Source organism: Micromonospora sp. NPDC005979, assembly GCF_040614415.1.
In the GTDB taxonomy this organism is placed as follows: domain Bacteria; phylum Actinomycetota; class Actinomycetes; order Mycobacteriales; family Micromonosporaceae; genus Micromonospora.
Genome location: NZ_JBEXUR010000005.1, coordinates 58,605 through 70,498 on the forward strand (window position 1 = coordinate 58,605; position 11,894 = coordinate 70,498).

Genomic DNA, 11,894 nt, shown 5'->3' on the forward strand with positions numbered 1-11,894 from the left:
CGCGACTGCGGGGCTCGCAAAACCGGCTCACTCCTCGCGCTCACTGGGCCTCCAGGTAGCGGTGCACGAGCGACACGGCCATCGCGCCCTCGCCGACTGCCGAGGCGACGCGTTTGACCGACTCGGCGCGGACGTCACCGGCGGCGAAGACCCCCGGCAGGCTGGTCTCCAGGTGGTACGGGTCGCGGGACAACGACCAGCCGGCCGGGCGTCGCCCACCGGCGAGCAGATCCGGGCCGGTGACGATGAAGCCGCGTCCGTCCCGCACGAGTACCCCGTCCAGCCAGTCGGTGCGGGGTTCGGCGCCGATGAAGATGAACAGCCAGGACGTGTCGACCGTGCGACTCTCCCCGGTGCGGGCGTCGCAGAGGGTGAGCCCTTCCAGGTGGTCGTCGCCGGCCGCGCCGACCACGGCCGTGTGCGGGTGCACGGTGATCCGGTCGATGCGCGCCAACTGGTCGATGAGGTAGCTCGACATCGACGCCGTCAGGTCCGCGCCGCGGATGAGCAGGTGGACGCGCGCGGCGTACCGGGAGAAGTGCACCGCCGCCTGGCCGGCCGAGTTGGCCCCGCCCACGATGTAGACGTCCTGGTCGACACAGCTCGGCGCCTCGGTGGCGGCCGCGCCGTAGAAGACCCCCCGACCGGTGAAGTCGGCCAGTCCGGGGGCGTCGAGCACCCGGTACGACACGCCGGTCGCCAGCACCACCGTGTGCGCGGCGATCTCGCTGCCGTCGCCGAAGCGCAGCAGCCGCGCGCCGCCGGCCTCGCTCAGGCCGACCACCTCGCGGGCGCTGAGCAGCTCCGCGCCGAACTTCACCGCCTGTCGGCGGGCACGGTCGGTCAACTGCGCGCCGGAGACGCCGTCCGGGAAGCCCAGGTAGTTCTCGATCCGGCTGCTCTGCCCGGCCTGCCCGCCGGTCGCCCGCCGCTCGACGAGCACGGTCCGCAGCCCCTCGGACGCGCCGTACACGGCCGAGCCCAGGCCCGCCGGGCCGCCACCGATCACCACGAGGTCGTAGAAGTCGGACGCCGGCACCACGGTCAGCCCGGCCAACGCGGCCAGCTCAGCCTCGCTGGGGGCCACCAGCGCCTTGCCCTCGGCGGTCACCACCAGGGGTACGTCCGCCTCGGTGGCCCCGGCCGCGTCGAGCAGCCGGGCGCCCTCCGGGTCGTCCGAGAGCAACCAGCGGTACGGCACGAGGTTGCGGGCCAGGAAGTCACGGATCTTGAACGACGGCGCCGACCAGCGGTGCCCGACCACGCGGATCTCGGCGCTCGTGGCGTCCGGGGTCACCGACCAGGCCTCCAGGAGCCCGTCGACGACCGGGTACAGCTTCTCCTCCGGCGGGTGCCACGGCTTGAGCAGGTAGTGGTCCAGGTCCACCACGTTGATCGCCTCGATCGCCGCGTCGGTGTCCGCGTACGCGGTGAGCAGCACCCGGCGGGCCGCCGGGAAGATGTCCATGGCGGCCTCGAGGAACTCGACGCCGGTCATCTCCGGCATCCGGTGGTCGGCCAGCAGCAGCGCCACCTGCTCACCACGCAACTTGACCTCCCGCAGCGCGTCCAGCGCCTCCGGCCCGGAGGCGGCGCGCAGCACCCGGTAGCGGTCGCCGTAGCGGCGCCGGATGTCCCGGGCCACCGCCCGGGACACCGCGGGATCGTCGTCGACGGTCAGGATCACCGGGTTTGCCATGGCGCCAATAGAACCACCTCGCCGGGCCGTGCCGCACCACCGGTGGCAGCGACGCGAGGCGTGACCCGGCTCGGGGCGGGTAAGCGGCACCGCCGCGGGCGGCCGGCGCCGCGACCGCCGGCTGTCACACACCTCGGGGGGCCCATGGCGGACGCGTCGCCGACCGGACCGGAGACGGGTCGGATCGTGGAGCTGCGGGTGCACGGCGTCTCGGGGGCGGGCGCCGACCGGGTGCTCAACCGACCGTTCGTGCACCAGGTGGCCGGCGACCGCAGCGGCGGGTTCTACCGCCCCCGCCCCGGCTACCCGGACTCGACCGGCACGGACGGGGTCACGCTGGAGGCGTACCGCTGGAACGACCTGCCCTCCGGCACGGCCGTACGGACGCTGTCGCTGGTGTTCCTGTTGCCGTTCATGCTCTGCAACGTGGCGCTCTGGATGCGCCCGGGGAGCCAGCCGGCGAAACACGCCATCGTCGCCCTGTGCCGGGTGCTCGCACTGACCCTCACGGCGCTCTACGTGCTCTCCATCGTCGGGATGGCGGTGGACCTCATCGCCTGGCGCTGCATGGGTGACCCCGCCTGCGTGGCCGGCCGGAGCTGGCTGTCCTGGCTCGGCGGACGTCCACCCGGCGTACGCCTGGGTGTGTTGGCCCTGGTGCCGGTCGCCGCCATCGGGATCGTGTGGTGGCTGGGCGCGCGCCCGAGCCACTCGTTCGACGCCTTTCGTACCGGCGCGGTGCAGGAGACCTCGGTGCACCAGTTGAGCGCGGTCGGCCAGTGGGACGGCAGCCCGGTCGTGGGACGGCTGCGCTCGGTGCACGTCGCGGCCGCGTTCGCCACGCTGGACGGCAGTCTGCTGGCCGCCTGGGACAGCGACAACTCCTCGTGGGTCCGGGCGGCGCTGGCCGTGGCGACGGTCGCCGTGCTGCTCGCCTGTCTGGTCCTGCTGACCCAGGTGAGCGGCATGGACCGGACCAGCACCGTGCCGCCGCTGGAGCGCGTCACCCGGGGACTCCGCACGATCGCCTTCGGTCTCACGATCCTGGTGATCGCGTACACCATGTCCAGCGGTGAGCCGTGGCCGCAGAGCAGGATGCTTCCCGGGTACAGCGCCACCGTGGCGTGGTTGTTCGTCAGCCAGACCGTCCTGCTGGTGGCCCTCGCGGCGGTGGTCATCTGGACGCGCGGCGGCGGGCGACGCGCGGACGGACAGCGGCTGCCGAGGCTGCGGGCGCTGGGCGCGCCGGTCTTCGTCACCGTCGCCGCCGGGCTCGCGGTGGCGTTCTCGGCGGAGTTGGTCTACCGGGTGGCGGACGTGCTGGACCGCGACGGTGGGCGGGCGCAGAAACTGGCCTTCGACCCGCCGCTGGCGTACAAGTGGGCGATCTGCGGGTTCTTCCTGGCGGTGCTGACGGCGGTACTGGTGGGCGTGCTGGTGACGGTCGTGACCCGCGACGGCCGGTGGCGGGTCGCGCGGACCATCGTGGCCGCCGACTTCCCGGACGCGCCACCGGAGGCGGCGGCGCGGCTGCGGCAGGTCCAGCAGGCGGTCGCCCGGGCCCGGTTCACCGAACGACTGGAACCGCTCGCCGTGGTCTACGCCGGCCTCGCCGCCCTCGGGTTGGCCACGAGCCTGTTCGGCCTGCTGCAGATCTATCCCGGCGACGTGTCCGAGGAGTACCTCGGCGTGCCCGACAACCTCGTCAACTTCCTGATCGTGGCCGGCAGCTACGTCATCGGCGCGATCCTGGTCGGGCTCGTGATCGGCGGCATCTTCGCCTATCGCACGGCCGGGTTCCGCCGGTACGTGGGCGTCCTGTGGGACCTGGGCACCTTCTGGCCCCGGGGAGCGCATCCCTTCGCGCCGCCCTGTTACGCCGAACGGGCGGTGCCCGAGCTGGCCAAGCGGATCACCTACCTCGTGGACCGGAGCGAGGGGGTACTGCTGGCGGGACACAGTCACGGGTCGGTGCTGCTCGCGGCCACGCTGCTGCAACTGCCACGGCGGGTCACCGACCGGGTCGCCCTGCTGACCTACGGATCACCGCTGAGCCGGCTGTACTCACGGCTGTTCCCCACCTACGTCAACCAGTCCTCGCTCCGGGAGATCGGCGGCCGCGTCGGGTGGCGCTGGGTGAACCTGTGGCGCGACACCGACCCGATCGGTGGGTGGATCTTCGCCCCGCACCGGCGCGGGAACACCGGGGCGGTGACCGGGCCGGAGGCGGCGGTGGACCGCCGGTTGACCGACCCGCAGGGGCTCGTGCCCCCGCCCAGCGACAGCGTGCCCCCACCCATCCTCGGCCACTGGCCGTGCGAGTCGCAGGAGGAGTTCGTGCAGGCGGTACGGGACCTGACCGCGCGGCTGCGTGCCGAGCGCCGGACGGAGGGCTGAGGCGGCGGCCGGATATCGTCGCCGGGTGAGCCCGTCCCGCAAGCCCGAACGCCGACTCATCGCCTCGAACAAGAAGGCGCGACACGAGTACACCGTGCTGCGCACGTACGAGGCGGGCATCGTGCTGGTCGGCACCGAGGTGAAGTCGCTACGCGACGGGAGGGCATCGCTCGTGGACGCGTTCGCGCACGAGCGCGACGGCGAGATCATGCTGTACGGGCTTCACATCGCCGAGTACCGCTACGGCACGTGGACCAACCACGCGCCCCGCCGTAACCGCAAGCTGCTGCTGCACCGCTCCGAGATCGGCAAGATCCTGGAAAAGGTCCGCGAGGGCGGGGTGACCCTGGTGCCGCTGTCGATGTACTTCGACAACGGGTGGGCCAAGGTCGAACTGGCCCTGGCCAAGGGCAAGCGCACGTACGACAAGCGGCAGTCCCTCGCCGAGCGCGACGCCAACCGCGAGATCGCCCGGGAGCTGGGCCGACACCTCAAGGGTCATCCCCGCCGCAACTCCTGAGTCAGCGGCCGATCGTGTCCAGCTCGACGAGGTCGTCGTCGGACAGGACGAGTGCCGCGCCCGTGACGTTCTCGCGCAGGTGTGCCACGGACGACGTGCCGGGGATCAGCAGGATGTTCGGCGACCGCCGCAGCAGCCAGGCGAGGGCGACGGACATCGGTGTCGCCCTCCGCCGCGTGGCGACGGCCGAGAGGACGGCGGACTGCAACGGGCTGAAGCCGCCCAACGGAAAGAACGGCACGTAGGCGACGCCCTGGTCGGCGAGCGCGTCGATCATCTTGTCGTCCTGGCGGTACGCGAGGTTGTACATGTTCTGCACGCACACGATCGGCGCGATCGACTGCGCCTCGGCGACCTGCTCCGGCGTCGCGTTGCTCACCCCGAGGTGCCGGATCAGGCCCTGCCGCTGGAGATCCACGAGCGCGTCGAGCGCCTCCGCCACCGGCCCGGGTTGGGGCCCCTCGGCGTTGCCGAGCCGAAGGTTCACCAGGTCGAGCACGTCGAGGCCGAGCGTCCGCAGGTTCGCGTGGACAGCTTGGCGCAGGCTATGCGGATCGCGGGCAGGGGGCCATCCGCCCTGTTGGTCGCGGATCGCGCCGACCTTGGTCACGATGTGCAGCGACTCGGGGTACGGGTGCAGCGCCTCCCGGATCAGCTCGTTGGTGACGTGCGGCCCGTACGCCTCGGAGGTGTCGATGTGGGTGACGCCGAGCGCGACGGCCTCGCGAAGGACGGCGAGTGCGCCGTCCCGGTCGGCCGGCGGTCCCATGACCCAGGGGCCGGCGAGCTGCATGGCGCCGTAGCCGAACCGGGTGACGTCCAGGTCGCCCAGCCTCCAGGTGCCGCCGGGAAGAGTGGGGGAAGCCATCTTCGTACCTCTGACTTTCACATCGCACCGCGCGTGGTGCCGGTGCCTGACTGTTACCGCAACCAACTATCAGCGGGTAACTTCCTAATCGGAAGTAGGCACCTCAAGGTGCGTAGCTCACCCTCCGGAAGGAGCAAGGCGATGGCGACGGCGACAGCGGCCCAGAAGAGGGCGCGGGCCAAGTCGGAGTACGACGCGTTCCTGGCGCAGTGTCCGAGCCGCAAGCTGCTCGACCGGATCGCGGACAAGTGGGTCACTCTGGTGCTGGCCGCGCTCCGTGGCGGAGGCTCGCCGCAGTCCGGTGCCGACTGTGCCGGCGAACCCCGGCCGATGCGCTACTCGGAGCTGTCGCGCCAGCTCGCCGGTGTCAGCCAGAAGATGCTCACGCAGACACTGCGCTCGCTGGAACGGGACGGCCTGATCACGCGCACCGTGGAGCCGACCGTGCCCGTCACGGTCACCTACGAGCTCACCGACCTGGGCCTCTCCCTGCACGAGGTGGTGCGGGGCCTGAAGGGCTGGGCCGAGACGCACATGGACGACGTGTTCGCCAACCGCGTGACGTACGACACCCGGGCCAGCTGATCCCTGTCGCAGCTGCGACGGGAAACCGCCCTGGCGTACGCAGAATCGGGCTTCCTGGGCACTTCTTCCTCGCAGATACGGCAGCTATGGTGATCCGGTGACGACCTTCCGGATCGGCGCGGCGGCCGACCTGCTCGGCGTCAGCGCCGACACGATCCGCCGCTGGGTGGACGCCGGGCGGCTACCCGCCGGGCGTGACGAGCACGGCCACCGGATCATCGACGGCGTCGACCTCGCGGCGTTCGCCCGGGCGCAGGCCGCCGACCCGGACGCGGGCGCCGAGTTCTCCTCGGCGCGCAACCGGCTGCGCGGCATCGTCGTCGACGTCCGCAAGGACACGGTGATGGCCCAGGTCGACATCCAGGCCGGCCCGTTCCGGGTGGTCTCGCTGATGAGCCGGGAGGCGGTCGACGACCTCGACCTGCGGGTCGGCTCGGTCGCCGTCGCCGTGATCAAGTCGACCACCGTGGTGGTGGAACGCGCCGCGCCCACCGCCCCGGCCGGAGCGAGGGGGAACGGATGAGGCCTCGAACCCGATTCGTCGCGGTGGCGCTGGCGGTGGCCATGCTGGCGACGGCCGGCTGCGACCGCGCCGGCGACCCGGCGAACGGGGGTGACACCCGGGACGGTCGGGTCAGCGGCACGGTGACCGTGTTCGCCGCCGCTTCGCTGACCGAGTCGTTCACCCGCATCGCGAAGGATTTCGAGGCCGCCAACCCAGGCGTCACCGTCACCCTCAACCTCGCCGGCAGCTCGGCCCTGGCCAACCAGATCACCCAGGGCGCTCCGGCAGACGTCTTCGCCTCGGCGGCGCCGAAGAACATGGAGACCGTGACTCAGGCCGGCGACGCCGACGGCACTCCGTTCGTCTTCGCCCGCAACCAACTGGTGGTCGCGGTGCCCAGCGGCAACCCGAAGGGCGTGACCGGTCTCGCCGACCTGGCCCGTCCGGGAGTGAAGGTCGCGCTCTGCGCCGAGCAGGTGCCCTGCGGCGCGGCGGCGCGTACCGCCCTGACCGCGGCCGGGGCCACGCTGACGCCGGTCACCCTCGAACAGGACGTCAAGGGTGCACTGGCCAAGGTCAAGCTCGGCGAGGTCGACGCGGCCCTCGTCTACCGCACGGACGCCCGTGCCGCGAGCGCCGACGTGACGGGTGTCGAGTTCCCCGAGTCGGCCCGGGCGATCAACGACTATCCGATCGTCGCGCTGAAGAACGCACCGAATCGGGCGGGCGCGCGCGCCTTCGTCGCGTACGTCCGCTCGACGCCGGCACAGGCGGTCCTCGCCGAGGCGGGGTTCCAGGCGGCGTCGTGAGCGTGGTCCGCGAGCCCACCACGTCGCGACGGCGCGCACGGGTGCCGGCGGCGTTGCTGATCCCGGCCGGGCTGGGCCTGCTCTTCCTGGTCCTGCCGCTGGCCGGGCTCGTGATCCGGGCGCCGTGGGCGACGCTGCCGCAGCGGCTCACCGCGCCGGGGGCGCTGACGGCGCTGCGCCTGTCGGTGCAGACCGCGACCCTGGCCACGCTGCTCTGCCTGCTGCTCGGGGTGCCCCTGGCGTGGATGCTGGCCCGGGTCGACTTCCCCGGCCGCCGGCTGGCCCGCGCCTTGGTCACCGTGCCGCTGGTGCTGCCGCCGGTGGTCGGCGGCGTGGCGCTGCTGCTGGTCTTCGGCCGGCGCGGGCTGCTCGGCGGCTGGCTCGACGCCACGTTCGGCGTCACCCTGCCGTTCACGACCGCGGGCGTGGTGCTGGCCGAGGCGTTCGTCGCCATGCCGTTCCTCGTCATCGCCGTCGAGGGCGCGCTCCGCGCGGCCGACCACCGCTACGAGGAGGCCGCCGCGACACTGGGGGCCAACCGGTGGACGACCTTCACGCACGTCACGTTACCGCTGGTGGCACCCGGGATCGCCGCCGGCGCGGTGCTGTGCTGGGCGCGGGCGCTCGGCGAGTTCGGTGCCACCATCACCTTCGCCGGCAACTATCCCGGGCGTACGCAGACGATGCCGTTGGCCGTCTATCTGGCGCTGGAGACCGACCTGGAGTCCGCCATCGTGCTCAGCCTGGTGCTGCTGATCGTCTCGGTGGGCATCCTGGCCGCGCTGCGCGACCGGTGGATGGCGGGCCCGTGACTACGCCGCCGCCCAACGACCAGCCCGGTACCGCGCGACCGCCCAGCGAGAGGCCCGGGACCGCGCCGCCACCGGACGACCGGCCCGTGACCGCCCCGCTGTTGGATGCCCGGCTGGTCGTCGACCGGGGCGCCTTCCGGTTGGACATACCGCTGCGGGTCGCACCGGGTGAGGTCGTCGCGCTGCTCGGGCCCAACGGGGCCGGCAAGACCACCGCGCTGCGCGCCCTGGCCGGGCTGCACCCGCTCACCGCCGGGCACGTCACCCTCGACGGCGTCGACCTGGACCGCCCGGCGAGCCGGAGCTGGGTGCCCACCGAGCGCCGGCCGATCGGCGTGGTCTTCCAGGACTACCTGCTGTTTCCGCACCTCGACGCATTGGACAACGTGGCGTTCGGGCCGCGCCGGCACGGCGTCGACCGGCGGGCGGCACGGGCCACCGCGCGGAGCTGGCTCGAACGGGTGGGCCTCGCCGGCCAGACGCGCCGCAAGCCCCGCCAGCTCTCCGGCGGGCAGGCGCAGCGGGTGGCGCTGGCCCGTGCGCTGGCCGTCGGGCCGTCGCTGCTGCTGCTCGACGAGCCGCTGGCCGCCCTGGACGCCCGTACGCGCCTGGAGACCCGCGCGCAGCTGCACCGCCACCTGGCCGCGCACCCCGGGGCGACGGTGCTGGTCACCCACGATCCGCTGGACGCGTTGGCGTTGGCCGACCGCCTGGTCATCGTCGAGGGCGGGCGCGTCGTCCAGGAGGGCGACGGCCCGAGCGTCACAGCACGCCCGCGCACCGACTACGTGGCGCGTCTGGTCGGGCTGAACCTCTACCGGGGTCGGGCCGAGGGCCACGGCGTACGCGTCGCGCCGGAGTTGACCCTGAGCGTGGCAAACCGGCTCGACGGCGACGCGTTCGTGGCGTTCCGCCCGGCGGCGGTGGCCCTGCACCCGGCGCGACCGGACGGCAGCCCTCGCAACACGTGGGCGGGCACGGTGAGCGGCGTCCAGCGCCACGGCGACAACGTGCGGGTGCAGGTGGACGGACCGGTCGGCGTGGCCGCCGACGTCACGCCGGCTGCGGCGGCCCAGCTCCGGCTGATCCCGGGCCAACGGATCTGGGTGGCGGTCAAGGCGACCGAGACACACGCCTACCCGGCGACGAGCTGACCCCGCCGTACGACCAGGGGACCGTGCCCGCTCTGCCGGCCTCGGTGGGCAGGGCCAGGCCGAACCGGGCGCGAGTCGCCACCGGCCCCGGTAAGCGGAGGTCAGTCGGCCAGCAGGTCGGCGTGCGCGGCGCGCAGCCGGGCCAGCGTCGGGTCGCTGCCCGGGACGACCCGGCGGTCCAGCTCGGCCCACACCTCGGCCAGCGCCGCGCGGACCGCGCCCAGCTCGGCGGCGTGCCGTTGGCTGCTGCGGCGGTGCTGCTCGTCGAGGCGGCGGGCCCACCCGGCGGTGACCGCGGCGAGCCGGTCGGCGTCGGCGCGGGCCTGGGCGGCGCTGCGGGCCGCGGCGGCGGGAACGATCGCGGCGACCGGTCGGGGATCGCCGTCGCGGGTGACGACGGTGACCGCGTCGGTCAGCTCGGCCAACGCGACGAGCTGGCTGAACCGGGTGCGCGCCTCGCGCAGCGGCACGGAGCGCGGCGGGTCGGTATGCGGGGTGAGCGCGGGGATGGCCATGCATGCATGCTGCCGCCCGGGTACGACATAAATCAGTCGTCTTCAGTGGACGGTGGGTGGCGACGGTGCGGACGCGGCCGGCCACTCGTCGGCCAGCACCGACCAGATCTCCAGGTCGATGCGACCGTGCGGGCCCGGGTAGACCTGGCGCAGGGTGCCGTCGTGGCGCAGGCCCAGCCGGCGGGCGAGGGCGATGCTGCGCACGTTGGCGGCGTTCGTCCGCCACTCGACGCGGTGGATGCCGCGCTCCCGCACCGCCCAGTCGACGATGAGCCGTACCGCGCGGGCGACGAAGCCCCGGCCCTGCGCCGCCGGCTCCACCCAGCAGCCGACCTCGCACAGGCCCAGCGTGACGTCGAACGACACGAACATCACCCCGCCGACCAGGGTGCCGCGCCACCACAGGCCCCAGATACCGCCGGCGTCGGCCGCCCAGCGGTCGGCGTAGCGCTGCAGCACGGCCCGGGCCGACGGCAGGTCGGTGGCGACGAAGGACGGCGCCACCCAGGGACTTATGTGGTCCCGCGCCCGGTCGAGGTGGGCGAGGAACTCCTCGGCCCGCCAGGGGTCCAACGCGCGCAGCTCGACACCCTCGTTCAGCGCCAGGGCGAACACCGGACCTCCCCCGAAGTTGGCGACGACGGGTACCAGGCTCGCACAGGGCCGCCCGCGACGTCCGTTCAATTAGATGATCATGTGGGTCCAGTAGGTGAGCCAGAGCACGAACAGCGCCCCCTGCACGAGGGCGAGCGCCGCCGTGAGCCACCCGTCCACGCTCGCCCGGCGGGCCCAGCGGGCCAGCACCAGGGCCACCGGGAACGCGGCCAGCAGGTAACGCAGCAGGCTCTTGTAGACCGCCGGACCCAGCGACAGCGGCACCACCACCATGAGCACGCCGTAGACCAGGTAGGGCAGCTCCCGATGGCGGAAGCCGGCGGCCAGGACGGCCAACACAACCAGCGCGAACAGGACCCGGGCGGCGTCCCGCGGCTCGCCGGTGAGCCCGCCCAGGACCACCGGAAAGGGGTTCTGCGCCTCGATGCCCCAGCCGGCCTTCTGAGCGTGCTGGTAGGCGAACCAGTCCCCGCCCCGCCACTTGCAGAACGCCATGAAGGTGAACCATCCGGCGGGCAGCAGCAGCAACGGCCAGCCGGTCCGTAGGTATCCGAGCAGGGCACGCGGACCGAGCCGCCAGTCGTGCTGGCGCAGCAGCACGAGCGCCAATGGCAGGACGACGAGCAGTCCGAGCGACCGGCTCATCGCCAGGAAGTAGCCGACCACGCCGACCAGTAACCACCGACGGCGCTCGGCGTAGTAGAAGGCGGCCAGCGCGAGGCAGACGAACAGCGACTCGGTCAGCGCGGCCTGGAACAGGAACGCCGTCGGCAGGAGCACCAGGTAGCGGGTGAACCGACGAGCCGCGTCGGCGTCGCCGAGCAGCAGCTCGGCCAGCCGGTAGCCGTACACCAGGGCGCCCAGGAACGCGAGATTGCTGATCAACAGCAGGGCCAGCGCGTTGTCGCCGCCCAGCAGCGCGCCGACCGGCCGGGCGAGGAAGGGGTAGAGCAGCGGAAAGCCGAAGTCCCCCCACGGTCGCCCGGTCAGCGGCAGCTCGCTCAGCCGCAGGTAGAGCAGGGCGTCCCAGGCGAACCAGAAGGAGATCCACCGGTGCCCGGAGATCTCCCGCTGCTGCGCCCACATCAGCGCCTCGTCCGGCGGTGGCGCGCCTGGAATGCCGTCCCAGGCGTGCAGGACCAGGAGGCCGAGCAGGGTCAGCAGCAGCTTCGCGCCGAAAAAGAGCCCGATCAGGTACGGCCAGGGCGGCGGTACCCGGCGGACCAGTCGCGCGCCCGTCTGGACCAGCGCCGTCGCACGCCGCCGGCCGCCCCGCCACCGGTGCATCCGCCCCGCTCCCCCGGTCCGCCGAACCGCCCGCTGCCCTCCCCGTTGTACGCCCCGACAGACCTCGCCGGAGGAGAAACCCACCAGGACCCGAGGTGACATCCCGGTCATAACGGGTACGCGGGCCG

At 73.0% G+C, this 11,894-nt stretch carries 12 protein-coding genes; 7 read left to right on the forward strand and 5 right to left on the reverse strand.

The genetic code is table 11. The features are described 5' to 3' along the window. Nucleotides 1-40 precede the first annotated feature (40 nt). The gene (locus ABZ272_RS10710) at nt 41-1,699 is read right to left on the reverse strand and encodes an FAD-dependent oxidoreductase (protein ID WP_355049679.1); all 1,659 of its coding nucleotides are present in this window, start codon (nt 1,697-1,699) and stop codon (nt 41-43) included. A gap of 144 nt (nt 1,700-1,843) precedes the next feature. Between ABZ272_RS10710 and ABZ272_RS10715 the strand changes: the two genes are divergently transcribed. Together ABZ272_RS10715 and smpB are read left to right on the forward strand one after the other, a co-directional pair. After that, complete coding sequence (locus ABZ272_RS10715) at nt 1,844-4,096, forward strand: hypothetical protein (protein ID WP_355049680.1); 2,253 nt, start codon at nt 1,844-1,846, stop codon at nt 4,094-4,096. Nucleotides 4,097-4,121: 25 nt separating this feature from the next. Then, nucleotides 4,122-4,616, forward strand: a complete 495-nt coding sequence (gene smpB, locus ABZ272_RS10720) for an SsrA-binding protein SmpB (protein WP_355049681.1) — start codon at nt 4,122-4,124, stop codon at nt 4,614-4,616. A 1-nt stretch (nt 4,617) separates the two neighbouring features. On the opposite strand, the gene ABZ272_RS10725 is transcribed toward smpB, so the two are convergent. Then, nucleotides 4,618-5,484, reverse strand: a complete 867-nt coding sequence (locus ABZ272_RS10725) for an aldo/keto reductase family oxidoreductase (protein ID WP_355049682.1) — start codon at nt 5,482-5,484, stop codon at nt 4,618-4,620. A gap of 141 nt (nt 5,485-5,625) precedes the next feature. Between ABZ272_RS10725 and ABZ272_RS10730 the strand changes: the two genes are divergently transcribed. The 5 genes from ABZ272_RS10730 to ABZ272_RS10750 all read left to right on the forward strand — a co-directional run bounded on the left by ABZ272_RS10730 (nt 5,626) and on the right by ABZ272_RS10750 (nt 9,349). Beyond that, complete coding sequence (locus ABZ272_RS10730) at nt 5,626-6,069, forward strand: helix-turn-helix domain-containing protein (protein ID WP_355049683.1); 444 nt, start codon at nt 5,626-5,628, stop codon at nt 6,067-6,069. Between the two features lie 97 nt (nt 6,070-6,166). Beyond that, a complete protein-coding gene (locus ABZ272_RS10735; RefSeq protein ID WP_355049684.1) occupies nt 6,167-6,592 on the forward strand; it encodes a TOBE domain-containing protein in 426 nt (141 codons plus the stop codon). Further along, complete coding sequence (gene modA / locus ABZ272_RS10740; protein WP_355049685.1) at nt 6,589-7,383, forward strand: molybdate ABC transporter substrate-binding protein; 795 nt, start codon at nt 6,589-6,591, stop codon at nt 7,381-7,383. The genes ABZ272_RS10735 and modA overlap by 4 nt, the downstream gene beginning before the upstream one ends. Beyond that, the gene (locus ABZ272_RS10745) at nt 7,380-8,195 is read left to right on the forward strand and encodes an ABC transporter permease (RefSeq protein ID WP_355049686.1); all 816 of its coding nucleotides are present in this window, start codon (nt 7,380-7,382) and stop codon (nt 8,193-8,195) included. Before modA ends, ABZ272_RS10745 begins: the two co-directional genes overlap by 4 nt. A gap of 86 nt (nt 8,196-8,281) precedes the next feature. After that, nucleotides 8,282-9,349, forward strand: coding sequence for an ABC transporter ATP-binding protein (locus ABZ272_RS10750; protein ID WP_355049687.1), 1,068 nt, complete (start codon nt 8,282-8,284; stop codon nt 9,347-9,349). Nucleotides 9,350-9,450: 101 nt separating this feature from the next. Here ABZ272_RS10750 and ABZ272_RS10755 read toward each other — a convergent pair whose 3' ends face one another. From ABZ272_RS10755 to ABZ272_RS10765, 3 genes are all read right to left on the reverse strand, one after another. After that, the gene (locus tag ABZ272_RS10755; RefSeq protein WP_355049688.1) at nt 9,451-9,864 is read right to left on the reverse strand and encodes a type II toxin-antitoxin system prevent-host-death family antitoxin; all 414 of its coding nucleotides are present in this window, start codon (nt 9,862-9,864) and stop codon (nt 9,451-9,453) included. Nucleotides 9,865-9,906: 42 nt separating this feature from the next. Next, nucleotides 9,907-10,479: a GNAT family protein gene (locus ABZ272_RS10760; protein ID WP_355049689.1), complete on the reverse strand. Its 573-nt coding sequence runs from the start codon at nt 10,477-10,479 to the stop codon at nt 9,907-9,909. A gap of 69 nt (nt 10,480-10,548) precedes the next feature. Continuing rightward, nucleotides 10,549-11,766: a hypothetical protein gene (locus ABZ272_RS10765; protein ID WP_355049690.1), complete on the reverse strand. Its 1,218-nt coding sequence runs from the start codon at nt 11,764-11,766 to the stop codon at nt 10,549-10,551. Nucleotides 11,767-11,894 lie beyond the last annotated feature (128 nt).